General features: G+C 69.5%; 24 protein-coding genes. 10 read left to right on the top strand and 14 right to left on the bottom strand.

Annotation, left to right across the window (positions count from 1 at the left end; genetic code table 11):
• Positions 1 to 78: 78 nt before the first annotated feature.
• The 9 genes from VF592_RS10455 to thiS all read right to left on the bottom strand — a co-directional run bounded on the left by VF592_RS10455 (position 79) and on the right by thiS (position 9,018).
• Positions 79 to 906 carry a CoA ester lyase gene (locus tag VF592_RS10455; RefSeq protein ID WP_331005564.1) on the bottom strand — a complete coding sequence of 276 codons (828 nt, stop codon included), beginning with the start codon at positions 904 to 906 and terminating at the stop codon, positions 79 to 81.
• Positions 903 to 1,376, bottom strand: coding sequence for a MaoC family dehydratase (locus tag VF592_RS10460; protein WP_331005757.1), 474 nt, complete (start codon positions 1,374 to 1,376; stop codon positions 903 to 905). The genes VF592_RS10455 and VF592_RS10460 overlap by 4 nt, the downstream gene beginning before the upstream one ends.
• A gap of 13 nt (positions 1,377 to 1,389) precedes the next feature.
• Positions 1,390 to 1,845: a GNAT family N-acetyltransferase gene (locus VF592_RS10465; protein ID WP_331005565.1), complete on the bottom strand. Its 456-nt coding sequence runs from the start codon at positions 1,843 to 1,845 to the stop codon at positions 1,390 to 1,392.
• 67 nt (positions 1,846 to 1,912) lie between these two features.
• Positions 1,913 to 3,844 (bottom strand): acetyl/propionyl/methylcrotonyl-CoA carboxylase subunit alpha, encoded by a 1,932-nt coding sequence (locus VF592_RS10470; protein ID WP_331005566.1) that lies wholly within the window; start codon positions 3,842 to 3,844, stop codon positions 1,913 to 1,915.
• A gap of 9 nt (positions 3,845 to 3,853) precedes the next feature.
• Positions 3,854 to 4,234, bottom strand: coding sequence for an endonuclease domain-containing protein (locus VF592_RS10475; RefSeq protein WP_331005567.1), 381 nt, complete (start codon positions 4,232 to 4,234; stop codon positions 3,854 to 3,856).
• Positions 4,235 to 4,344: 110 nt separating this feature from the next.
• A complete protein-coding gene (locus VF592_RS10480) occupies positions 4,345 to 5,946 on the bottom strand; it encodes a carboxyl transferase domain-containing protein (RefSeq protein WP_331005568.1) in 1,602 nt (533 codons plus the stop codon).
• 49 nt (positions 5,947 to 5,995) lie between these two features.
• Complete coding sequence (locus VF592_RS10485; RefSeq protein WP_331005569.1) at positions 5,996 to 6,550, bottom strand: hypothetical protein; 555 nt, start codon at positions 6,548 to 6,550, stop codon at positions 5,996 to 5,998.
• Between the two features lie 113 nt (positions 6,551 to 6,663).
• Positions 6,664 to 7,785 carry an acyl-CoA dehydrogenase family protein gene (locus VF592_RS10490; RefSeq protein WP_331005758.1) on the bottom strand — a complete coding sequence of 374 codons (1,122 nt, stop codon included), beginning with the start codon at positions 7,783 to 7,785 and terminating at the stop codon, positions 6,664 to 6,666.
• Between the two features lie 222 nt (positions 7,786 to 8,007).
• Entirely contained in the window at positions 8,008 to 9,018 is a 1,011-nt protein-coding gene (gene thiS / locus VF592_RS10495; protein WP_331005570.1) for a sulfur carrier protein ThiS, read from the bottom strand.
• Between the two features lie 88 nt (positions 9,019 to 9,106).
• Here thiS and VF592_RS10500 point away from each other — a divergent pair, with 88 nt between their 5' ends.
• The 7 genes from VF592_RS10500 to glnA all read left to right on the top strand — a co-directional run bounded on the left by VF592_RS10500 (position 9,107) and on the right by glnA (position 14,273).
• Positions 9,107 to 9,517 carry an antitoxin Xre/MbcA/ParS toxin-binding domain-containing protein gene (locus VF592_RS10500; protein WP_331005571.1) on the top strand — a complete coding sequence of 137 codons (411 nt, stop codon included), beginning with the start codon at positions 9,107 to 9,109 and terminating at the stop codon, positions 9,515 to 9,517.
• Positions 9,518 to 9,527: 10 nt separating this feature from the next.
• Positions 9,528 to 9,983, top strand: a complete 456-nt coding sequence (locus VF592_RS10505; RefSeq protein WP_331005572.1) for an RES family NAD+ phosphorylase — start codon at positions 9,528 to 9,530, stop codon at positions 9,981 to 9,983.
• An 11-nt stretch (positions 9,984 to 9,994) separates the two neighbouring features.
• Positions 9,995 to 10,429, top strand: coding sequence for a type II 3-dehydroquinate dehydratase (gene aroQ, locus VF592_RS10510; RefSeq protein WP_331005573.1), 435 nt, complete (start codon positions 9,995 to 9,997; stop codon positions 10,427 to 10,429).
• 12 nt (positions 10,430 to 10,441) lie between these two features.
• The gene (gene accB / locus VF592_RS10515; protein WP_331005574.1) at positions 10,442 to 10,942 is read left to right on the top strand and encodes an acetyl-CoA carboxylase biotin carboxyl carrier protein; all 501 of its coding nucleotides are present in this window, start codon (positions 10,442 to 10,444) and stop codon (positions 10,940 to 10,942) included.
• Positions 10,943 to 10,944: 2 nt separating this feature from the next.
• Complete coding sequence (gene accC, locus VF592_RS10520) at positions 10,945 to 12,297, top strand: acetyl-CoA carboxylase biotin carboxylase subunit (RefSeq protein WP_331005575.1); 1,353 nt, start codon at positions 10,945 to 10,947, stop codon at positions 12,295 to 12,297.
• Positions 12,298 to 12,463: 166 nt separating this feature from the next.
• Positions 12,464 to 12,802: a P-II family nitrogen regulator gene (locus VF592_RS10525; protein ID WP_331005576.1), complete on the top strand. Its 339-nt coding sequence runs from the start codon at positions 12,464 to 12,466 to the stop codon at positions 12,800 to 12,802.
• A 58-nt stretch (positions 12,803 to 12,860) separates the two neighbouring features.
• A complete protein-coding gene (gene glnA / locus VF592_RS10530; RefSeq protein WP_331005577.1) occupies positions 12,861 to 14,273 on the top strand; it encodes a type I glutamate--ammonia ligase in 1,413 nt (470 codons plus the stop codon).
• Positions 14,274 to 14,433: 160 nt separating this feature from the next.
• On the opposite strand, the gene VF592_RS10535 is transcribed toward glnA, so the two are convergent.
• Positions 14,434 to 15,741: a type II toxin-antitoxin system HipA family toxin gene (locus tag VF592_RS10535; RefSeq protein ID WP_331005578.1), complete on the bottom strand. Its 1,308-nt coding sequence runs from the start codon at positions 15,739 to 15,741 to the stop codon at positions 14,434 to 14,436.
• Positions 15,742 to 15,744: 3 nt separating this feature from the next.
• Positions 15,745 to 16,029 carry a helix-turn-helix domain-containing protein gene (locus VF592_RS10540; protein WP_331005579.1) on the bottom strand — a complete coding sequence of 95 codons (285 nt, stop codon included), beginning with the start codon at positions 16,027 to 16,029 and terminating at the stop codon, positions 15,745 to 15,747.
• 166 nt (positions 16,030 to 16,195) lie between these two features.
• Between VF592_RS10540 and VF592_RS10545 the strand changes: the two genes are divergently transcribed.
• Together VF592_RS10545 and VF592_RS10550 are read left to right on the top strand one after the other, a co-directional pair.
• A complete protein-coding gene (locus VF592_RS10545; RefSeq protein ID WP_331005580.1) occupies positions 16,196 to 17,170 on the top strand; it encodes an aspartate carbamoyltransferase catalytic subunit in 975 nt (324 codons plus the stop codon).
• On the top strand, positions 17,167 to 18,390 hold the full coding sequence (locus VF592_RS10550; protein WP_331005581.1) for a dihydroorotase: 1,224 nt from the start codon (positions 17,167 to 17,169) through the stop codon (positions 18,388 to 18,390). Before VF592_RS10545 ends, VF592_RS10550 begins: the two co-directional genes overlap by 4 nt.
• A 6-nt stretch (positions 18,391 to 18,396) precedes the next feature.
• Here the strand turns inward: VF592_RS10550 and VF592_RS10555 are convergent, their stop codons facing one another.
• The 3 genes from VF592_RS10555 to VF592_RS10565 are packed head-to-tail and all read right to left on the bottom strand — an operon-like array spanning position 18,397 to position 20,974.
• Complete coding sequence (locus VF592_RS10555) at positions 18,397 to 19,662, bottom strand: SPOR domain-containing protein (protein WP_331005582.1); 1,266 nt, start codon at positions 19,660 to 19,662, stop codon at positions 18,397 to 18,399.
• 8 nt (positions 19,663 to 19,670) lie between these two features.
• Entirely contained in the window at positions 19,671 to 20,273 is a 603-nt protein-coding gene (locus tag VF592_RS10560; RefSeq protein ID WP_414714204.1) for a hypothetical protein, read from the bottom strand.
• Positions 20,270 to 20,974 carry a ParA family protein gene (locus tag VF592_RS10565; protein ID WP_331005583.1) on the bottom strand — a complete coding sequence of 235 codons (705 nt, stop codon included), beginning with the start codon at positions 20,972 to 20,974 and terminating at the stop codon, positions 20,270 to 20,272. The genes VF592_RS10560 and VF592_RS10565 overlap by 4 nt, the downstream gene beginning before the upstream one ends.
• Before the next feature lie 154 nt (positions 20,975 to 21,128).
• Between VF592_RS10565 and VF592_RS10570 the strand changes: the two genes are divergently transcribed.
• Positions 21,129 to 22,142 (top strand): SPOR domain-containing protein, encoded by a 1,014-nt coding sequence (locus VF592_RS10570; RefSeq protein WP_331005584.1) that lies wholly within the window; start codon positions 21,129 to 21,131, stop codon positions 22,140 to 22,142.
• Positions 22,143 to 22,151: the final 9 nt, after the last annotated feature.

Here is a 22,151-nt window from a genome sequence, read left to right on the forward strand (position 1 = left end):
ATCGAAGGACTGGCCCCTCCCTCAGGTCCTTCGATACGCCACTTCGACAGGCTCAGTGGCTACTCAGGACGAACGGGTTCACCCGATCCAACCCGCCAGCGCCAGGACCCGCCGCGCCTGTTTCAGGTGCGGCAGGTCGACCATCTGCCCGTCCAGCTGGAGCGCGCCCGCGTCCGGCCGGGCGGCGAAGGCGTCGACGATGCGGCGCGCATGGGCGATCGCCTCGGCATCGGGGGTGAAGGCGGCGTTGATGACGGAAACCTGGGCCGGGTGGATCGCCATCATGCCCGTGAACCCGTCGCGCCAGCCGCGCGCGGCATAGGCGGCGAGCCCGGCTTCGTCCCCGATCGCGGGGAACACCGTCTCGATCGCGGGCACCCCCGCCGCGTGCGCCGCGAACAAGGTGAGCGAGCGCGCCAGCTCATAGGGCGCGGTATAGCGCCCGTCCGCCTCGCGGGCGGTCCGCGCGCCGATCGCGGCGGGCAGGTCCTCCGCGCCCCAGGTCAGCCCGGCGAGCGGGACCGGGCTGCGCACATAGTCCCCGAGCGTGAAGATCGCGGCGGGCGTTTCGGTCGCGATCGGGAGGATGGGAGGAAGCCCCTCCCCCAGCGCGATGAGCGTCGGGAGCCCCTCCGCCTTGGGCAGCATTACCGCGTCGGCGGCCCGTGCGACGGCCAGATCGGCGTCCAGCATCCCCGAATCGACCGGGTTTATCCGCACGAAGCGCCATACGCCGGTTCCGGGCCCGGCGAGGAACGCCGCCGCCGCCTCGCGCGCGAGGTCCTTGCGCGACGCGGCGACCGAGTCCTCCAGGTCGAGGATCACCGCGTCGGCCCCGCTGGCAACGGCCTTGGCGAAGCGGTCCGGCCGATCGCCGGGCACGAACAGCAGCGAGCGGAGCCTCATGCCGGCCGCCGCCGGACGAGCGCGGTCCGCAGGCACTGACAGACGATCTCGTCGCGCTGGTTGTGCAGCTCGTGCCGGAAGGTGACCAGCCCGGCGGCCGGCCGCGACCGGCTTTCGCGCAATTCGGCCACCTCGGTCGAGGCGCGCATCGTGTCGCCGATGAACACCGGGTGCGGCATGACGAGCTTGTCGTAACCCAGATTGGCGACGAGCACGCCCAGAGTCGTGTCACCCACCGACAAGCCGACCATCAGCGCGAAGGTGAAGGTGCCGTTGACGAGGATGCGCCCGAACTCGCCGGCCTTCGCCGCCTCGACATCGAGGTGAAGCGGCTGCGGGTTGTGCGTCATGGTCGAGAACAGGAGGTTGTCGGTCTCGGTCACCGTGCGCCGGATCTCGTGCGCGATCCGGTCGCCGACCGTCCAGTCCTCGTAGAAACGCCCGGCCATCATCCACTCCCGCCTGTCCAGCGGCGGCGCTAGCTCAATCGAGCGCCAGCTTGAACCCCGTGTGCGACGCCGCAAAGCCCAGCCGCTCGTAGAAGCGGTGCGCGTCGACACGCTCGTTGGTCGAGGTGAGCTGGACCAGACGGCAGCCGTTGGTCCGGCACCGCGCCACCGCCTCGGCGATCAACGCCGCGCCCAGGCCCTGCCCGCGCCGGTCGGAGGCGATGCGGACCGACTCGATCAGCCCGCGCTTGAGCCCGCGAAACGCCAGGCCGGGGATGATCGAAAGCTGGAGGTAACCGACCAGTCGCCCGGCTTCCTCGGCGACGAGCGGCAATTGGCGCGGGTCGGCGGCCATCTCCTCGAACGCGGTCTCATAGGCGGCGGCGAGCGGCGGGTCGGGCGCCTCGCGACCGGCGCTCATCGCATCGTCGGCGAGCAGCGCGACGATCGCCTCCAGGTCGGAATGGCGGGCGGGACGGAACGATGTCATGCCCGCGCACCTACACCAGCAACATGGATCAAGCCTAGCTCGGTTCGTCGCGAAACCGGGCGCGGGCCTATCCCGCGCGCTCGACCCGCGCGAGCAGCGTCCCCTCGGCCACCTGCCCGCCCGCAGTCGCGGCGAGCTCGGCGACCACGCCGTCGAAGGGCGCGACCAGGCTGTGCTCCATCTTCATCGCCTCCAGCGTGACGAGCTTCTGCCCCTTGGCGACCACCTCCCCCGCCACCACGTCGACGGCGATGACGCGGCCGGGCATCGGCGACAGGATCGCGCCGTCGGCGCCGCCGCCGCTCGCTTCTCCACTTGCGCGCTGAACAGTGAACAGCCGGGTCACCCCGTCTTCCGTAACGACCCAACCATCACCGAGCTGTTCCACCCAAGGACAATCATCGATGCTTCTGTCACTGAACGTCACATTATAGCGCCGGCCGCCCTCTTCGAGGCGCACCGCTGTCGGAGCTTTATCACGGTTCAATCGGAAACCGCGATTGCTCCACGGTCCTTTGTTCGTTCGTAGCCACGTTTCTCTGATATCGGTTGCATCACCGCCGAGCGCGTTGTCGACGATTAAGTGCGCAACAGCCTGTAAAACGGCTTCAGGTGCTTCCGCATCAGGAACAAGGTCGTCGCCCTCACGCGCGATCAAGCCGGTGTCCATTAGGCCGGCTTCGAAATCGGCGCTCCAAAGCGCAAGGTTGAGGAAGCCAGCGTTGGTCTTGACCGGCCAACAGCGAACTCGGGAGGTCATTTCCCGTAGATTGCTGATCGCAGCTTCACGAGAGGAAGCGTGCGTCACGAGCTTTGCAACCATGGGATCGTAAAAGGGCGAGATAGCGTCGCCCTGCTCGACCCCAGTTTCGATTCGGAAGCTCTTGCCACGGTAGAGTTTTGGCAATTCGAAATGGTCGAGCTTACCCGTCGATGGCAGGAACCCTTTGGCGGGGTCTTCCGCATACAACCGGGCCTCCATCGCCCAGCCATTGATTTTCAGCTCCTCCTGCCGCTTGGGCAGGGGCTCGCCCGATGCGACCCCCAGCTGCCATTCGACCAGATCCTGCCCGGTGATCTCCTCCGTGACCGGATGCTCGACCTGGAGGCGGGTGTTCATCTCCATGAACCAGATGCGGTCGGCGCGCAGGCCCTCGCTGGCGTCGGCGATGAACTCGATCGTGCCGGCGCCCTGATAGTCGACCGCCTTGGCCGCGCGCACCGCCGCCGAACACACCGCCTCGCGCGTCGCTTCGTCCATGCCGGGCGCGGGGGCTTCCTCGATCACCTTCTGGTGGCGGCGCTGGAGCGAGCAGTCGCGCTCGAACAGGTGGACGACGTTGCTGTGCGCGTCGCCGAACACCTGCACCTCGATATGACGGGGCGACAGGATGTATTTCTCGATCAGCACCCGGTCGTCGCCGAACGAGCTCGCGGCCTCGCGCTTGCACGAGCCGAGGGCGTCCCCGAACCCGGCGGCGTCTTCGACGCGCCGCATCCCCTTGCCACCCCCGCCCGCGACCGCCTTGATGAGCACGGGATAGCCGATCGCGTCGGCCTCGGCCTGGAGCCGCGCGGGCGACTGGTTCTCGCCCAGATAGCCCGGCGTGACGGGCACGCCCGCCGCGATCATCCGCGTCTTGGCCGCGTCCTTCAGCCCCATGGCGCGGATCGAGTCGGGTTTCGGCCCCACCCACACCAGCCCGGCGTCGATCACCGCCTGCGCGAAGTCGGCGTTCTCCGACAGGAACCCATACCCCGGATGGATCGCCTCGGCCCCGGTGGACAGCGCGGCGGCGATGATCCGCTCGCCTACCAGATAGCTCTCGCGCGCCGGGCTGGGGCCGATATGCACCGCCTCGTCCGCCTGACGGACGTGGAGCGCGTTGGCGTCGGCGTCGGAATACACCGCGACGGTGCGGACACCGAGCCTGCGCGCGGTGCGGATCACCCGACACGCGATCTCGCCGCGATTGGCGATGAGAAGGGATTTGATCACTGCGCTTTCCTATTCCTCCCCGGAACGGGGAGGGGGACCAGCCAAAGGCTGGTGGAGGGGGCCCCGCTCGCGACAGGCGCCGACGATCGCCGCGACGACCGAGTCCATGTCGCGCAGCACGTCGCGGGCCGGGATACGCAAGGTCGCGAATCCATGGTCGGCCAGGAACAGGTCGCGTCGCTCGTCGCGCAAAGGCTGGTCGCCCCGCGCGTGCACCTCGCCATCGATCTCGATCGCGAGCCTGACACTGAGGCAGGCGAAGTCGAGACGGTAGGGGTGGCAGGGAAACTGGTAGCGAAACTTGAAGCCGCCGGGCCGTTTGCGAAGCTGTTGAAGGAGCAGCACCTCGGGCAGGTTGCCCGCCTGGCGATCGCGTCGCGCGGCCTTCACGGTCCTTATCGGAGCGCGCAGTACCGGCGGACATGGGCCCCCTCCACCACCCGGCTGCGCCGGGCGGTCCCCCTCCCCGTTCCGGGGAGGAATGGGCGCATACTCTCCCCTCACATCCGGAACACACCGAAGCTCGGCCGCTCCGGTATCGGCGCGTTCAGCGTCGCGGCGAAGGCCAGCCCCAGCACATCCCTCGTCTGCGCCGGGTCGATCACCCCGTCGTCCCACAGCCGCGCAGTGGCGTAGTACGGGTTGCCCTCGTCCTCGTATTTCTGCCGGACGGGCGCCTTGAACGCCTCGGCCTCCTCGGGCGTCCAGCGGTCGGCATCGCGGTGGACGGTGGCCAGCACGCTTGCTGCCTGCTCGCCGCCCATCACGCTGATGCGGGCATTGGGCCAGGTGAACAGGAAGCGGGGCGAATAGGCCCGCCCGCACATCCCGTAATTGCCCGCGCCGAAGCTGCCGCCGATCAGCACGGTGATCTTGGGCACGGTCGCGGTGGCGACGGCGGTGACGAGCTTGGCCCCGTGCTTGGCGATACCCTCCGCCTCGTACCGCCCGCCGACCATGAAGCCGGAGATGTTCTGGAGGAACAGCAGCGGCACGCGGCGCTGCTGCGCGAGCTCGATGAAATGCGCGCCCTTCTGCGCGGATTCCGAGAACAACACGCCGTTATTCGCCAGGATCGCGACCGGCATCCCCCAGAGGTGCGCGAAGCCGCACACCAGCGACGGGCCGTACAGCGCCTTGAACTCGTGGAACTCCGACCCGTCGACCAGCCGCGCGATGATCTCGTGGACATCGTACGGCGCGCGCACGTCGCTCGGCACGATGCCGTACAGCTCTTCGCCGTCGAACTTGGGCGGGCGCGGCTCGCGCAGGTTCACGGCCGCGCCCGCCTGCGGCTGCAAGGTCGACACGATGTCGCGCACGATGGTCAGCGCGTGCTCGTCATTCTCGGCGACATGGTCGACCACGCCCGACCGCCGGCCATGCGTGTCCGCCCCGCCCAGCTCCTCCGCCGAGATGACCTCGCCCGTCGCCGCCTTGACCAGCGGCGGGCCCGCCAGGAAGATCGTCCCCTGCCCGCGCACGATCACCGTCTCGTCCGACATGGCGGGGACGTACGCGCCGCCCGCCGTGCACGACCCCATGACGCAGGCGATCTGCGGGATGCCGAGCGCGGACATATTGGCCTGGTTGAAGAAGATCCGCCCGAAATGGTCGCGATCGGGAAACACCTCCGCTTGGTGCGGCAGGTTCGCGCCCCCGCTGTCCACCAGATACACGCAGGGCAGCCGGTTCTGCTCGGCGATCTCCTGCGCGCGCAGATGCTTCTTGACGGTCAGCGGATAATAGGTGCCGCCCTTCACGGTGGCGTCGTTGCACAGGATCATAACCTGGCGCCCCGACACGCGGCCGATGCCCGCGATCATCCCGGCGCCCGGCACCTCGTCATCGTACATTCCGTTGGCGGCGAGCTGCCCGATCTCCAGGAACGGCGACCCCGGATCGAGCAGGCGCTCCACCCGGTCGCGGGGCAACAGCTTGCCGCGCGCGACGTGGCGCTCGCGCGACGCCGCGCTGCCGCCGAGGGCGGCGCTCGCCACCCGCGCGCGGAGCGCGTCGTTCAGTTCGCGATTGATCGCGCCCGTGGCCCGGAAACTCTCGCTCTCCACGTCGAGCGCGGACAACAGGACGGGCGCGCTCATCGCGCTGCCCCGCACAGGGCGCAAGCCGCCGGGCCGGACGACATGGCGCTTATCGAACGACCATCGCGGCGGGCGTCGCGGACGCCGCGATCGACAGCGGCACGTCCTCGTCGATGAAGCCGCGCACCGTCGCACCCACCGGCAGCTCGGCGCTCTTGCCCGTCATGAAGAAACCCGCGGGCAGGAACACGATCGCCGACACGGCCACCGCGCCCGCCGTGCCCGACCCGCCCTTGGTGTCGAACGTCCCCGACAGGCGGATGGTGCGGCCATTGGCGTTGACGGTCAGGATGCGTCCGACGATCCGCCCCGACTTGCCCCACATGCCCTTGTAACGGACATCGGTCAGCTCGCCGACCGCCGGGCTCCCGGCGGGGATGACGACGACGTTGTTCATCATCACCGGCTCGGCGACTTCCAGCCGGACGCGGTCGTTGATCTTGGCGATCTTGTCCTTGGTGGTGATCCCCTGCACCACACGCAGGACGACCGGCGTCCCCGTGCGCAGCACGTCGCTCGTCGGCGCGGCCATCGTCACCTGCTGGGCCACAGCCGGCGTCGCCGACAGCGCGGCCGAGACGAGCATCATCTTCACGATATTCATGTTGTTCCCCCCCCATGTTCCGCGCCGCCCCTACGGCGCGACTCCCGGTGGGTAAGACGGCCCCAAAACATAGTCGAGTGTTTTCCTGTGCAGCGCGGCGATCGAACCTCGAACTAGTGCGCGGGCGCGGCGCCGATCAGCTCGCGCCCGATCAGCATCCGCCGAATCTCGTTGGTGCCCGCGCCGATGTCGAGCAGCTTGGCGTCACGCAGGAAGCGCTCGACGGGCCAGTCCTTGGTGTAACCCGCCCCGCCCAGCGCCTGGATCGCCTCCAGCGCGACCTTCACCGCATTCTCGGATGCCAGCAGGATCGCCCCCGCCGCGTCGAAGCGCGTTGTGTTGCCCGCGTCGCAGTTGCGCGCCACCGCATAGACATAGGCGCGCGCGGAATTGAGCGCGACATACATGTCGGCGACCTTCGCCTGCATCAGCTGGAACCCGCCGATCGCCTGGCCGAACTGTTTCCGCTCGCGGATATAGGGCAGCACCACGTCGAGACAGGCCTGCATGATGCCCAGCTGGATCCCCGCCAGCACCGCGCGCTCGTAATCGAGCCCGCTCATCAGCACGCCGACGCCGCCGTTGACCGGCCCCATCACCTGCGCGTCGGACACCTCGCAGTCCTGGAACACCAGCTCGGCGGTGGGCGATCCGCGCATCCCCATCTTGTCGATCTTCTGCCCGATGGAGAAGCCGGGCGTGTCCCGCTCGATCAGGAAGGCGGTGATCCCGCGCGATCCGTCACCCGTCTTGGCATAGACGACCAGCGTGTCCGCATAGGCCGCGTTGGTGATCCAGAATTTGGTGCCGTTGAGCACGTAACCGCCCTGCACGGCGTCGGCGCGCAGCTTCATCGACACCACGTCCGAACCCGCCCCGGCCTCCGACATGGCGAGCGAGCCGACATGCGCGCCCGAGACGAGCTTGGGCAGGTATCTGGCCTTCTGCTCGGGGTTCGCCCAGCGCGCGATCTGGTTGACGCACAGGTTGGAATGCGCGCCATAACTCAAGCCGATCGAGGCGGAAGCGCGGCTCACCTCCTCGCAGGCGACGACATGCTCCAGATAGCCCAGGCCGAGCCCGCCATCCTCTTCCGGCACGGTGATGCCGTGAAGGCCCAATTCGCCCATGGCGGGCCATAATTCGTCGCGCGGGAACCAGTCCTCCGCGTCGATCCGCGCGGCCAACGGCGCGATGCGGTCGGTCGCGAAGCGGTGGGTGGTGTCGCGGATCATGTCCGCATTCTCGCCCAGGGCGAAGTCGAAACCGCTCAAACCTGCTCTCCATCACGGCCCGGCTCGCGCGGGCCCGGCCGGGCGGTCGAACATCGCCGCCGACGCGTCAAGGGTCCCGACTGCGAAAGGCCGCCCCGGGTCGCCCCGAAGCGGCCGTCCGTGACGAACCTTGGGAGCTTCGTTATCCTGCATCAACTCGCGGTGCGCGGGCCGGTTCCGGCGTCAGATCAGCCCCGCGAGCGGGCTCGACGGATCGGCGTAGCGGCGCTGTCCCATCCGCCCCGCGCGGTAGGCCAGCCGCCCGCTCTCCACCGCCAGGCGCATCGCCGCGGCCATCATCACCGGGTCCTTGGCCTCGGCGATGGCGGTGTTCATCAGGACGCCGTCGCAGCCCAATTCCATCGCCACGCCCGCGTCCGACGCGGTGCCGACGCCCGCATCGACCAGCACGGGCACCCCCGCTCCCTCGACGATCAGGCGGATCGTCACGCGGTTCTGGATGCCCAGCCCCGACCCGATCGGGGCGCCCAGCGGCATGATCGCGACCGCGCCCGCATTCTCCAGCCGCTTGGCCGCGATGGGATCGTCGACGCAATAGACCATCGGCAGGAAGCCCTCCTTGGCCAGCACCTCCGTCGCGCGCAGCGTCTCGACCATGTCGGGATAGAGCGTCCTGGCCTCGCCCAGCACCTCCAGCTTGACGAGGTCCCACCCGCCCGCCTCGCGCGCCAGCCTGAGCGTGCGGATCGCCTCGTCGCCGGTGAAGCAGCCCGCCGTGTTGGGCAGATAGGTGAAGCGCTTGGGGTCGATGAAGTCGGTCAGCATCGGCGCTCCCGGGTCCGACACATTGACCCGGCGCACCGCGACCGTGACGATCTCCGCCCCGCTCGCCTCCAGCGCGGCGGCGTTCTGCGCGAAATCCTTGTACTTGCCCGTGCCGACGATCAGGCGCGACCGGAAGGACCGCCCCGCGACGGTCCAGCGGTCCTGGTCGATCGCCGCCGCGTGGTCGCCCCCGCCGACGAAATGCACGATCTCCAGGTCGTCGCCGTCCTCCACGCACACTTGCGCCAGCGTCGATCGCGGCACCACCTCCAGGTTGCGCTCCACGGCGACCTTTTCCGCGACGAGCCCGAGATCGGTCGCGAGCTGCGCGAGCGTCAGGCCGGCGGCGACGCGCTTGTGCTCGCCATTGACGGTGATGGAGACGGTGCCGTCGGTGTGCTGGGTCATGCGGCGCGATCTAGGCTGTTCCGGCGGATTGTTGAACCCTTGCCGTCGACCTTGACGTACCGTCATATGGCACATAAGTAATTGCCACATGGCAATCCCGGCCTTCTCGCTCGATCGTTTTCTTCAAGCTCCCCTGCTCGCACGAGCCCGCGAGATCGAGGATGGTCTGCCCGCCGATGCCCTCCGCTCATTGGTCGATGGCAAGGTGGTGACGATGTCCGACCTGGTCGGCATCGTCGGATCGCGCCGTACCCTCGACCGCCGCCTGGCTGAAAACGCGCCCTTGTCGACCGAGGAGAGCGATCGCCTGGCGCGCTTCGCCGAGATACTCGCGCTCGCGACCCATGTCATGGGCGGCCGCATGGAGGCGATGGAGTGGCTCCGCGCGCCGCAGTTCGACTTCGATGGGACGCCGCCGATCGATCTGATGCGAACGCATTCGGGCGGCGATCTGGTGCTGAATCTTCTTCGCCTGATCCAGCACGGGATGCTCGCCTGAACCGCACGTCGTGCAGCTTTTGAAACTCTGGCGCATCTCGGAGCACCGGTCCCTCGATGGCGCGGGCGGTCTTCATGCGGGTGGCCGCTGGAATCGAATCGGCCGGCCGATCGTCTACACGGCCGAGTCCAGCGCGCTGGCGCTGCTGGAATCACTGGTCCGGCGGAGCGGACCCCATCTTCCTCCTCCTTATCAACTGCTCGAGATCGTCGCACCGGGGAATCTGGACGTGACCCATTGGCCGGTCGATCAGGACCATCGCGACAAGCTGCTCACCGCCGACTGGGGCGACGCCTTTCTGCGCGCCAACCACGCCCCGCTCGCGCGCGTACCGTCGGCCGTCGCGCCGGAGAGCTGGAACTATCTGCTCAACCCGCTCCATCCCGACGCGGCCCGCATCGAGCTGGTCCACGCCGCGCGCTGGCCCTGGGATACACGGCTGTTCGGGGCGTCCACCGCGCGGTAAGACCCCGCGCCATGTCCGACACCATCCTCGTCCTGAACGGCCCCAACCTCAACCTGCTGGGCCTGCGCGAGCCCGACATCTACGGCCACGACACGCTCGACGACATCGCCGGGCTGCTCGAAGATCGCGCCCGCGAACTGAACCTGCAGATCGACCTGCGCCAGTCGAACCACGAAGGGCATCTGGTCGACTGGCTCCACGAGGCGCAGGCGAGCGGAGCGCGCGCGGTGCTGCTCAACGCGGGCGGGTTCACCCATACATCGGTGGCGATCCACGACGCGATCAAGGCGGTCACCACCCCGGTGATCGAGGTCCACCTGTCCAACCCGCACCGGCGCGAGGCGTTTCGCCACGTGTCGCTGGTGGGCCAGGCCGCGCGCGGCACGATCGCGGGGTTCGGCGCGCTATCCTATCTGCTCGCGCTTGAAGCCGCCGCCCGCTTCTGACAGGAGCGCCCGATGACACAGGATACTGACAAGGGGGCCCAGCAGGGCGCGATGCAGGTCGATGTCGATCTGGTGCGCCAGCTCGCCGGCATCCTCGACGCCACGCACCTGACCGAGATCGAGGTGGAGGACGGTCCGCGCCGCATCCGCGTGGCGCGCAAGGCCGCGCCCGCTGCGGCACCGGCCCCCGCCCACTATGCGCCGCCGCCGATGACCGCGTCGCACCCGCCCGCCGCGCCTCCCCCGACCGAAACGGGCGCGTCCACCCCCGCGCCCGACGCGAACGCGGTCCGCTCGCCCATGGTCGGCACCGTCTATCTCGCCGCCGAGCCGGGTTCGAAGCCGTTCGCGGGCGTGGGCCAGAAGGTCCAGGCGGGCGACACGCTGCTGATCGTCGAGGCGATGAAGGTCATGAACCCCATCCTCGCCCCCGCCGCCGGCACCGTCACCGCGGTGATGGTGGAGAATGGACAACCCGTCGAGTTCGACCAGCCGCTGATCGTCGTCGCCTGACCATGCGTCCGATCAAGAAGCTGCTGATCGCCAATCGCGGCGAGATCGCGCTGCGCATCCACCGCGCCTGCCACGAAATGGGCATCAAGACCGTCGCGGTCCATTCCACCGCCGACGCCGACGCCATGCATGTCCGCCTCGCCGACGAGGCGATCTGCATCGGCCCACCGTCGGCGACCGACAGCTATCTCAACATCCCCAACATCATCTCGGCCGCCGAGATCAGCGGCGCCGACGCGATCCACCCCGGCTATGGCTTCTTGAGCGAGAATGCGCAGTTCGCCGAGATCGTCGAGCTCCACGACCTGCTCTTCGTCGGCCCCAAGCCCGAACATATCCGCACCATGGGCGACAAGGTGGAGGCCAAGCGCACCGCCGGCGCGCTCGGGCTGCCGCTGGTGCCGGGCTCCGACGGCGCGGTATCGGACCTGGACAAGGCCAAGGCGATCGCGGCGCGTGTCGGCTATCCCGTGATCATCAAGGCGGCGTCGGGCGGCGGCGGGCGTGGCATGAAGGTGTGCGTTTCCGACGATCAGCTCGAAACGCTGATGGCGCAGGCGGGCTCCGAGGCCAAAGCCGCTTTCGGCGACGCCACGGTATATATCGAGAAATATCTCGGCAATCCGCGCCATATCGAATTCCAGGTGTTCGGCGACGGTAGCGGCCACGCCATCCATCTGGGCGAGCGCGACTGCTCGCTCCAGCGCCGCCACCAGAAGGTGCTGGAGGAGGCGCCCTCCCCCGTCCTGACCCCGGCGGAGCGCGACCGCATGGGCGGCGTCGTCGCCAAGGCCATGGCCGATATGGGCTATCGCGGCGCCGGGACGATCGAGTTCCTGTGGGAAGCCGGCGAGTTCTATTTCATCGAAATGAACACGCGGCTCCAGGTCGAACATCCCGTGACCGAGATGATCACCGGCATCGATCTGGTACGCGAGCAGATCCGCGTGGCGGAAGGGCATCCTCTGTCCTGCCGTCAGGAGGATGTCCGCTTCACCGGCCACGCGATCGAATGCCGCATCAACGCCGAGGACCCGCGCACCTTCGCCCCCTCGCCAGGGCTCGTGAAGCAGTTCCACGCCCCCGGCGGGATGCATGTGCGCGTCGACTCCGGGCTCTATGCCGGCTACAAGGTGCCCCCCTATTACGACAGCATGATCGCCAAGCTGATCGTCTACGGCACCACCCGCGACCGCTGCATCGCCCGCCTCCGCCGCGCGCTGGAGGAGTTCGTGATCGAGGGGATGAAGACCACCATCCCCCTCCACCGCGATCTGATCGAGGATCCGGAATTCCAGCGCGGCGAGTACACGATCAAGTGGCTGGAGGAATGGCTGGCCAGGCAGGCGGCGTGACGATGCTGCCCGCCGATCGGGCAGCGCGCGCCGACCTGCCCATTTGGCGGGCAGCCTCCGCCCGGTCATGTGCCGCTTTTCCCCGGTTGCCGATGGGCGCGCGGGATGGCACGTTCGGTGCAAGGTCGCCCAGGGGCGATCAACGGCATCGGGGGCGGACGCACACGTGAAAAAGATCGAAGCGATCATCAAACCCTTCAAGCTCGACGAGGTGAAGGAGGCGCTTCACGAACTCGGCGTGTCCGGCATCACCGTCACCGAGGCCAAGGGCTTCGGGCGGCAAAAGGGGCATACGGAGCTCTACCGGGGCGCCGAATATGTCGTCGATTTCCTGCCCAAGGTGAAGCTGGAGGTCGTCGTCGCCGACGGCCTCGCGCCCCGCGTCGTCGAGGCGATCGCCGCCGCCGCCCAGACCGGCCGCATCGGCGACGGCAAGATCTTCGTGATCCCCATCGAGGCCGCGCTGCGCATCCGCACCGGCGAACGCGACGAGGACGCGATCTAGCTCCCCACGGACCCAACACACGCCCCGCGTTCGCCGGGGCGTCGACAAGGAATCAGCAATGGCCACCACCGCGCAGGACATCCTCAACCGCATCAAGGAAGAGGAGATCGAATGGGTCGACCTCCGCTTCACCGATCCCAAGGGCAAATGGCATCACCTGACCATGGTCGCGTCGATCCTGGGCGAGGACGAGTTCGACGACGGGCTGATGTTCGACGGCTCGTCCATCCCCGGCTGGAAGGCGATCAACGAGTCGGACATGGTGCTCAAGCCCGATCTGGACGCGGTCTACACCGATCCCTTCTCGGCGACGCCGATGCTGATCGTGATCTGCGACGTGGTCGAGCCCTCGACCGGCGAGCTCTACGCCCGCGACCCGCGCTCCACCGCCAAGCGCGCCGAGGCCTATGTCCAGAGCACGGGGATCGGCGACACCGTCTATGTCGGTCCCGAGGCCGAGTTCTTCATGTTCGACGATGTGCGGTTCGAGAACTCCTATACGACCAGCTATTTCAAGGTCGACGATGTCGAGATGCCGACCAATTCGGGCCGCGAATATGAGGGCGGCAACCTGGCGCACCGCCCGCGCGCCAAGGGCGGTTACTTCCCCGTCGCCCCCGTCGACTCGGCGGTCGACATCCGCGGCGAGATGGTCTCGACCATGCTGGAGATGGGCCTGCCCTGCGACAAGCATCACCATGAGGTCGCGGCCGGCCAGCACGAATTGGGCCTCACCTTCGGCACGCTGCTGACGACCGCCGACCGGATGCAGGTGTACAAATATGTCGTCCATCAGGTCGCCCATGCGTACGGCAAGACCGCGACCTTCATGCCCAAGCCGATCAAGGAGGATAACGGATCGGGGATGCACACGCATTTCTCGATCTGGAACGGCAAGGAACCGCTGTTCGCGGGCAATGGCTATGCCGGGCTGAGCGACATGTGCCTGTATTTCATCGGCGGCATCATCAAGCATGCCAAGGCGCTCAACGCCTTCACCAACCCGTCGACCAACAGCTACAAGCGCCTCGTCCCCGGCTACGAAGCACCCGTGCTCCTCGCCTATTCCAGCCGCAACCGCTCGGCGTCGTGCCGCATCCCGTACGGTACGGGCGCCAAGTCGAAGCGCGTCGAGGTGCGTTTCCCCGATGCGCTCGCCAACCCCTATCTGGCCTATTCGGCGCTGCTGATGGCCGGGCTCGACGGCATCCAGAACCGGCTCCATCCGGGCGAGGCGATGGACAAGAACCTGTACGACCTGCCCCCCGCCGAGCTCGCGGACGTCCCCACCGTCTGCGCGTCGCTGCGCGAGGCGCTGGAGAGCCTGGCGGCGGATCACGAGTTCCTGCTCAAGGGCGAGGTCTTCTCGAAGGATCAGATCGAGGCCTATATCGAGCTGAAATATGAAGAAGTCGCGCGCTGGGAGATGACCCCCAGCCCGGTGGAATATGAGATGTATTATAGCGGCTGAGGTCGGCGAGCCGCCGACCGGTGGCGACGAGCGAAGCTGGTCGCCACCGCCGCTATCGGCCGGCCTCGCCGAAGCGAGGACTGACGGCGCGGCTTTGCCGCGGCGGCACTCTTGGGGGGGTATCGGAAGTGTCGGACGCAGCTCCCACTCCCGACACGCCTCAGTCCCCGATCACCGCCAGCGCCCGCTCCGGCAACACGCGCTCCACCATATCGATCACCGGATGGTCCAGCCCGTCGGCCCGCACCCTCGCCGCGACGCGCGCCACAGCGTCCGGCATCGCGCGCGCCATGGTGTCGATACGGGCGATGACGGCGCCGGGATCGACGCCGGCGGTCCCGGCCCATCGCTCCCAATGCCGGCGCCTTATCTGATCGAGTCGATAATATTCGATCTTCATCGCCAGCTTCATGCGCTGCCGCTGGAGGTCGGGCACGCCGAACGCGCTGGCGATATCGTATAATGGCGCCAGCCGGACCGTGCCCGCGCTGCCGATCAGCAGGCTGTAATTCTTGGCATGCGCATCGGTCCCGGCGATCAGCCAGTTCAGGATCAGCGCGTCGACGAACAGCCACCGATCCCGCTCCGCCGGCCTTTCGGCGGGCCTCCCGTCGGTCGTCGGCGAGGCGACTCGCGCCTGGATCAGCCGGAGCAGACCGGCGGGGTCCGGCCCTCCGTCCGACTGGTATTTCTTCCATGGAACGACGCCCAGCGCCTGGCACATATCCTCCTGATGCACCCGGACCAGATGCTCGGGGCCCGACCCGCCCAGATGCCGCCGGTCATATCGCTCGACCACGATGGTGGGTTGGCCATCAAAGGCGCGAACGGTCGACCGGGCCGCGCGCAGACCGAGTTCGCGCGCCAGGTTGAGGCAGAAATGCTCGTTCTCCGCATGGCCGGGCAGGTCACGTGCAGGGGGTTTCAGGATATGGGTGGTGGGCGTCCTCCCCGCCGGCACGCCCCATCGGTCGCCGTCCAGCAGCAGGGCGGTCTTGGGTTGCGCCCCGGCGAGGCTGAACTGGCCGTTTTCGCCCGCCGTGCGGCCGGTCGCCGCCTCGGTCGCGACGGAGCGCAGCCTGGCGCCGATCTCCGCGTCGTCCAGCCACCGGATGTCGATCCGGTCGCGCGCCCGGACCGTGTCCAGCCGCTCCGGTCGGACGAACTGCACCGCGCCCGCGCAATCCTCCCCCACCGCGCCGATCAGCGCGAACGGGTTGCGCGCGGAGACCTGAAACTGCCGCGCCCAGCGGTCGAGCGTCCGCTCATTGTCGGGCAGCAGGTTCCAGATGAACGCATCGGCCGCTGCGTGAGCGTGGCGCGATACGACGAGCGGCATGGACAGCGACAGCGGATAGGCGTCGGGCGCGGTCCGCCACGCTTCGTCATAGGTAAAGGACAGGCGGTTATTCTCGAATGCCAGCCGACCCGCGATACGCTCCTCCAGCAGGACGATCAGTTCGGCCATGGGCTATTCGTCCAGGATCTGGGCGATCAGCGCCGCCGACCGGCTTCCCATGGCCGAGCCGGGCGCCGGTTCGGGACCGGCCGTGTCGCGGACGGAGAGCTCGATCTTCAGCGCGGCGAGCGTTCTCAGAACGAGGTTCAGCTGGACGCTCTGCTTGCCATTCTCCATCTCGCTCACCCATAGGCGGCTGGCGTCGATATGATCCGCGAGCGTCTGCTGATCCCATCCGCGCGCGCGGCGGCGATCCTTGATGAGAAGACCGAGTTCGTCGGCCGACCGAATGATCATCGGAGCTCCTGCACGCGATAGCTTTCAATTGCATATGCAAGCTAGCGCTTACAAAATTTGGTGCAAGCGTTCGTTTTCACCGCCCGGACCATCGCGGCTTCCGATCGCGGGCACCGGCGCCCTCCGTCTTGCCCCTATGTTCCGGTCCCGCTACCCCCCGCTCCTGATGCTGCGCTCCGACCACCGCCCCCAGACGATGATCCAGGGTGGGGCCGTGTTCCCGCACCGTCACCTGACCGGCATCGACGGGCTTCAGCCGCACGAGATCGCGTTCCTGCTCGACGAGGCCGAGACGTGGATCGAACAGCGCGCGGAGCCCGACCGGCGCCTCGCCGGGCTGACCCAGATCAACGCCTTTTTCGAGAACTCGACGCGTACGCTCCTGTCGTTCGAGATCGCGGGCAAGCGGCTGGGTGCGGACGTGGTCAACATGCACGCGGCGCAATCGTCGGTGAAGAAGGGCGAGACGCTGATCGACACCGCGCAGACGTTGAACGCGATGCGCGCGGACGTGCTGGTCATCCGTCACCAGAGCTCGGGCGCGGTGCGGCTGATCGCCGACAAGGTCGATTGCCCCGTGCTCAACGCGGGCGACGGGCGGCACGAACATCCCACCCAGGCATTGCTCGACGCGCTCACCATCCGGCGGCGGCGCGGGGCGATCGCCAATCAGCGCGTGGTGATCTGCGGGGACCTGCTCCACAGCCGCGTCGCGCGGTCCAACATCCTCGCGCTGACCGCGCTCGCGGCCGAGGTGCGGGTCTGCGCCCCCGCGACGCTGATGCCCGCCGCGATCGAGCGGATGGGCGTGACCCCGTTCGGCGATTTCGACCGGGCGATCGAGGGCGCGGACGTGGTGATGATGCTGCGCCTCCAGACCGAGCGGATGGACGGCGCCTATGTACCCTCGCCCCGTGAGTACCGGCTGCGCTACGGCCTGACGCCCGAACGACTCGCCCGGGCGCCCGGCGCGCTGGTCATGCATCCCGGCCCCATGAACCGGGGCGTCGAGATCGATTCGAGCGTCGCCGACGGCCCGCAATCGGCGATCACCGAACAGGTGGCGATGGGGGTGGCGGTGCGCATGGCGTGCCTCGACGTGCTCACCCGTCGCGCGCGCGGCGTGGCGGGCTGGGCATGAGCGTCACCGCCTTTCTCAACGCGCAGCTGATCTGCCCCGTCGCCGGCCCGTCCGCAGGCGGGCTGCTGGTGCGGGACGGCGCGATCGCCGCGACCGGCGGCTTCGCGGTGCCCGAAGGCGCGGCGGTGGTCGATTGCGGCGGGCTGGCGCTCGCCCCCGGCATCGTCGATCTGGGGGTGTTCCGCGTCGACCGCCGGGCGTTCCGCGCCGGCGGGATCGTGCGCGTCGCGCTGATGCCCGACCAGTCGCCTCCCCTGGACGATCCCGGCATGGTCCAGCGCGCCAGCCTGGTCGGCAAACCCGATCTCTGGATCCACCCAATCGCCGCCGCCACGCGGGGCTTGCGCGGCGAGGAACTGGCGGAGCTCGCTTTCTGCCGCTCGGCGGGCGCGCGCGCGGCGGGTACGGGCGCCCGCTGGATCGCCGATTCGGGGGTGATGCGCCGCGTCCTCCATTACGCCCGCGACCTCGACCTGACGGTGATCACCCATGCCGAGGATGCGGGGCTGACCCACGGCGCCGTCGCGACCGAGGGCGAAACCGCGACCCGGCTGGGCCTCCCCGCCGCCCCCGCCCTCGCCGAGGCGCTGGCGGTCGCGCGCGACCTTCTGCTGGCGGAGGAGACGGGCGCCCGGCTCCACCTGCGCCAGGTGACCACCGCCGCCGCGCTCGACCTGGTCCGCGCCGCCAAGCGCCGGGGCGTGCGCGTCACCTGCGGCATCACCCCCGCGCATCTGCTGCTGTCCGACATCGCGGTCAGCGATTTCCGCACCTTCGCCCATCTCTCCCCGCCGCTGCGCGACGAGGGCGACCGGCGGGCCTGCCTGGCGGCGGTGGCGGACGGGACGATCGATGTGCTCTGTTCGGGCCATCACCCGCACGGCCCCGAAGCCAAGCGCCTGCCCTTCGCCGATTCGGAAGCGGGGATGGCGGGCGCGGAGACCTTGCTCGCGCTGGCGCTGGGGCTGGTGCGCGACGGCCATCTCACGCCCGCCCGGCTGTTCGCGATGCTGGCACGGCACCCCGCCCAGGTGCTCGGGCTCGACACGGGGACGCTGGAGGTCGGCAAACCCGCCGACCTGCTCCTGTTCGACGCCGACGCGCCCTGGCGCATCGATGCCGAGCGTCACGAGGGCTTGGCGGGCAACACGCCGTTCGACGGGTTGCCCGTCCAGGGCCGCGCGCGGCGCCTGTGGAAGGGCGGGCGCGAGGTCCTTTAGCGCGGCTCAGCGCGACGCGAGCTGGACCGCGGGCTTGCGCAGCCACTGCGCCATCTGGTCGCCCGCGCCCACCCGCACGAAGCAGACGCCTCCCTTGGCCTTGTACTGGCGGCACGTCGCGACCGCGTCGGCGCGGGTGAAGCCGCCCACCGACAGACGGTAGAACGCCTTGTCGCCCTTGGCGAAGCGAACTCCCGTGGGCGTCCGCCCCTGAAAGGCGGTGAAGCGCCGCGTCGCCCGGCCCCAGGCGTCGCGCGCGACCCCGACCGACTGGAACGCACCGAGCTGGACGAAGAAGTCACCCTTGGCGGGCGACGCGACCACGCGCTTCGCCGCGGCGGGGACCGCCTGGGGGCGCGCGGTCAGCGCGACCTTGGCGACTCCCGCATCGGCGCCGATGGTCGCGACGGGCAGCTGCTGCACGACCTCCCGCCGGGCGCCGAAGACGATGCGGGGCGGCGCGTTCACCGTCGCCGCCACGGGGGGCGGGGCGACGGGCGCGGTGGTCGGAACGGCCGACGCCTGGACCGTCGCGACCGCGGCGGCGGGCGCGTTGAGCGCCAGCGTCACCGGACGCCCGGTGTCGGCCACCGCCTGGACGCCGAGCAGCGCGGCCACCTGATCCGATGCGGTGCGCGGTTGCGCGAAGCCGGCCCATTCGGTCATCCGCGCATCGACATCGGCGGGCGACATGTCGGCGGCCGCGATCACCTTGGCGGCCTGCCACTGGCCCGCGAGCGCGAGCGCCAAAGCGAGGTTCTGGCGCGTCTTGACGGCTGCGCCCGGCTGGCGCGCGACCTGGGTCAGCAGTCCCACCGCGCTCGCCGGATCACCCGCCAGGGCGAGGGCGAGCCCCCGATCACCGTCCGGGATCAAATTGGCATGGACATCGAGCGTCCGCCGCGCCAGCGCCCAGTCCCCGGTGGCGATCTGCGCCAGCACGAGGTTCAGCGCCGCGCGCCCGTTGCGCGGGTCGAGCTGCACCGCCTCCTCCAGCGTCGCGCGCGCCGACGCGAAGCGCCCGGCCTGCAGATAGCTCTGCCCCAGCAACGCGCGGTGGCCCGCATCGTGCGGCGACAGCTGGACGGCCTGTTCGGCGAACAGCACCGCCCGGGCGGCGTCGCGCTTGCCCAGCGCCTTGCCCGCCTTGGCCGCGACGGCCTGGGCCGCCTTGGCGTCGCTCGCCGCGTCGCGCGCGGAGGCCACGGCCACCGTCCCGCCGGCCAGCAGCAGCACCGGCAGGGTCAGATTGACGAGAGCGCGCGTCTTCATGATGATTGTCATCCTCGGCGACTTTTGGGTTCAGGCAGTTGCGCGATCAGCGTGTCCACCTGGGGCATGGTGTCGAGCAGCCGGTCGAGCGCATCCGCGACGATCGCCTGCGCGGACCGATTGGCGAGCGCGCTGGCGAGCCGCAGCCGCAGGTGCCGCCGCGCATCGAGCCGAAGCGTGAACGCGGCCTTGCCGCCCTTGGTCTGCTTGGCCGAGTCGCGGCCGATGCGCGCCGCGGTCGCGAGCGATACGGGACGCGGCTCGATCGGCCCGGTCGATGGCGCGACCGGCTCCGACGCGGCGCCGTCCGACTGCGCCTGCACCTTCTCGCTCAGCGCCTCGCGCATCGTCACCACCGGCGGCACCGGCACAGGCGCGGCGTTCTCCGAGGGCGGCACCGGCGTCACCAGCACCGGTCCCGGCGCGGGCGGTTCCGCCGCCCCGACGCCATGACCCATGTCGTTCCAGCCCAGATCGTCCCCGGCGGTGGCCGCCGACGCGGCGAACCCGCCATAGCCTTGGCTCCGCATCGCGGGCTTGGCCTGGCCCTTGCGCGCCAGCAGTTGCGACGACAGGCTGGCAAGCGGCTTGGCGCCGAACATCGCGCTCATCCCGCCACCCGCCGGCCGAAGCCGCCCACGCCCGGGCGGGGCGACGCCGCGGCGGGCACCGAGAACACCGTGCGCCGGAAATTCTTCTCCAGCCGATCGGCGATATAGGTCCACAAGGCGGTGACCTCGGCGGCCGATTTACCCTTGGGATCGGTTTCCATCACGGTACGCCCGTCGATCATCGACGCGGCGAAATCGGTGCGCTGGTGGATGGTGATCGGCGCCACGGTGCCGTGCTGCGACAGGGCCACGGCGGCCTCCGACGTGATCCGCGCCTTGGGCGTGGCGGCGTTGACCACGAAGATCAGCGGCTTGCCCGCCCGGTCGCACAGGTCGACGGTGGCGCCGACGGCGCGCAGATCGTGCGGCGAGGGCCGGGTCGGGATGACGATCAGCTCGGCGACCTGGATCACGCTCTGGATCGCCATGGTGATGGCGGGGGGCGTGTCGATCATCGCCAGCTTGAAACCCTGCTGGCGCAACGACTCCAGATCGGCGGCCAGCCGCGCGACCGTGGTCTGCGCGAAGGCGGGCAGTTCCGCCTCGCGCTCGTTCCACCAGTCGGCCAGGCTCCCTTGCGGGTCGATGTCGATCAGGACGACGGGGCCATGCCCTGCCAGTTGCGCCTGCACGGCCAGGTGCCCGGACAAGGTCGTCTTGCCCGAACCCCCTTTTTGCGACGCCATCGCGAGAACGCGCATGGTTTTCCGATACTCCCCCTGTTCGACCGACGGCGTGCCACGGGGGGCGCTAAGAAATGGTGAATGGCCGTGCGGCCTCTCCCGCGAAGGGGCTTTGCCGCCGGCCGTTTCGCGGGCATGATCGCGCGTGGTCAACGGGGAGATGTCAGTGTTCATGCGCGGCTTGATGATGACCGGCGCGGCCGCGACGGCGCTGGCGCTGGCGGTGCCCGCTGGGGCGGACGTGAAGGCCGGCGTCGATTTCTGGACGGCGGGCGAATATCGCCGCGCGGTCGAGGAATGGCGCCCGCTGGCGGTGGCGGGCGACCCCGACGCGCAGTTCAACCTGGGCCAGGCGTACAAGCTCGGGCGCGGCGTTCCCGACGATCCCGCGCTGGCCGAGTCTTGGTTCCGCCGCGCCGCGCTCCAGGGCCATGCCCAGGCCGAGGACAATTACGGCTTGGCGCTGTTCCAGGCCGGCAAGAAGGCCGACGCGGTTCCCTGGCTGGAAAAGGCGGTCGCGCGCGGCGAGCCCCGCGCCCAGCTCGTGCTGGGCACGATGTTGTTCAACGGCGACGCGGTGAAGCGCGATCATGCGCGTGCCTATGGGCTGATGACGCGCGCTTCCGCCGCCAACCTCAAATCGGCTTCGGAAACGCTTGCCCAGATGGACGCGCATATCACCCCGGCGGATCGCCAGCGGGGTCTGGAACTCGCCCGGGCCGATGAAGCGCGCACCCGGCTTGCCGCCGCCTCGCCCGCGCCCGCCCTGCCCACGCGCGCGATCGTGCGCGCCGGCGGACCCGCGGTCCGTCCCGTCGCCGGCGCGACCCGTCCCGCCCCTTCCCCGACGCCCGGCGCGAAGCCGATGCCCCGCGCGCAGCCCACACCCGTGCCTATACCCGGCGTGCCGCCCGGCACGCGGGCAAGACCAGCCCCGCGCGCGCCGGCGGCCGGCGCGGTGGCGACCGTCGCCACGGGCGGCTACCGCATCCAGCTCGGCGCATTCCGCGACGCCGCCAATGCCCGTGCGCTCTGGAACCGCGTCGGCGGTCGCATATCGGGCCGCCCCAGCTATCCGCAGGCGGACGGCGTCACGCGCCTCCAGGCCGGCCCCTTCCGCACCCGCGCGGACGCCGCCCGTGCCTGCGCCGCGACGCGGACGGCCTGTGTGGTGGTCGGCCCCTGACCGGGGCCG

It is taken from the genome of Sphingomonas sp., assembly GCF_036388435.1.
Classification (GTDB): domain Bacteria; phylum Pseudomonadota; class Alphaproteobacteria; order Sphingomonadales; family Sphingomonadaceae; genus Sphingomonas.

What these genes read in the sequence shown, in the direction of transcription:
- VF592_RS10480 (WP_331005568.1), bottom strand. Translation starts at nt 5,946, where the DNA reads ATGAGCGCGCCCGTCCTGTTGTCCGCGCTCGACGTGGAGAGCGAGAGT.
- thiS (WP_331005570.1), bottom strand. Translation starts at nt 9,018, where the DNA reads ATGACCCAGCACACCGACGGCACCGTCTCCATCACCGTCAATGGCGAG.
- VF592_RS10570 (WP_331005584.1), top strand. Translation starts at nt 21,129, where the DNA reads ATGCGCGGCTTGATGATGACCGGCGCGGCCGCGACGGCGCTGGCGCTG.
- accC (WP_331005575.1), top strand. Translation starts at nt 10,945, where the DNA reads ATGCGTCCGATCAAGAAGCTGCTGATCGCCAATCGCGGCGAGATCGCG.
- VF592_RS10565 (WP_331005583.1), bottom strand. Translation starts at nt 20,974, where the DNA reads ATGCGCGTTCTCGCGATGGCGTCGCAAAAAGGGGGTTCGGGCAAGACG.
- VF592_RS10490 (WP_331005758.1), bottom strand. Translation starts at nt 7,785, where the DNA reads ATGATCCGCGACACCACCCACCGCTTCGCGACCGACCGCATCGCGCCG.
- glnA (WP_331005577.1), top strand. Translation starts at nt 12,861, where the DNA reads ATGGCCACCACCGCGCAGGACATCCTCAACCGCATCAAGGAAGAGGAG.
- aroQ (WP_331005573.1), top strand. Translation starts at nt 9,995, where the DNA reads ATGTCCGACACCATCCTCGTCCTGAACGGCCCCAACCTCAACCTGCTG.
- VF592_RS10535 (WP_331005578.1), bottom strand. Translation starts at nt 15,741, where the DNA reads ATGGCCGAACTGATCGTCCTGCTGGAGGAGCGTATCGCGGGTCGGCTG.
- VF592_RS10465 (WP_331005565.1), bottom strand. Translation starts at nt 1,845, where the DNA reads ATGACATCGTTCCGTCCCGCCCGCCATTCCGACCTGGAGGCGATCGTC.
- accB (WP_331005574.1), top strand. Translation starts at nt 10,442, where the DNA reads ATGACACAGGATACTGACAAGGGGGCCCAGCAGGGCGCGATGCAGGTC.
- VF592_RS10500 (WP_331005571.1), top strand. Translation starts at nt 9,107, where the DNA reads ATGGCAATCCCGGCCTTCTCGCTCGATCGTTTTCTTCAAGCTCCCCTG.
- VF592_RS10540 (WP_331005579.1), bottom strand. Translation starts at nt 16,029, where the DNA reads ATGATCATTCGGTCGGCCGACGAACTCGGTCTTCTCATCAAGGATCGC.
- VF592_RS10485 (WP_331005569.1), bottom strand. Translation starts at nt 6,550, where the DNA reads ATGAATATCGTGAAGATGATGCTCGTCTCGGCCGCGCTGTCGGCGACG.
- VF592_RS10455 (WP_331005564.1), bottom strand. Translation starts at nt 906, where the DNA reads ATGAGGCTCCGCTCGCTGCTGTTCGTGCCCGGCGATCGGCCGGACCGC.
- VF592_RS10550 (WP_331005581.1), top strand. Translation starts at nt 17,167, where the DNA reads ATGAGCGTCACCGCCTTTCTCAACGCGCAGCTGATCTGCCCCGTCGCC.
- VF592_RS10560 (WP_414714204.1), bottom strand. Translation starts at nt 20,273, where the DNA reads ATGAGCGCGATGTTCGGCGCCAAGCCGCTTGCCAGCCTGTCGTCGCAA.
- VF592_RS10545 (WP_331005580.1), top strand. Translation starts at nt 16,196, where the DNA reads ATGCTGCGCTCCGACCACCGCCCCCAGACGATGATCCAGGGTGGGGCC.
- VF592_RS10555 (WP_331005582.1), bottom strand. Translation starts at nt 19,662, where the DNA reads ATGAAGACGCGCGCTCTCGTCAATCTGACCCTGCCGGTGCTGCTGCTG.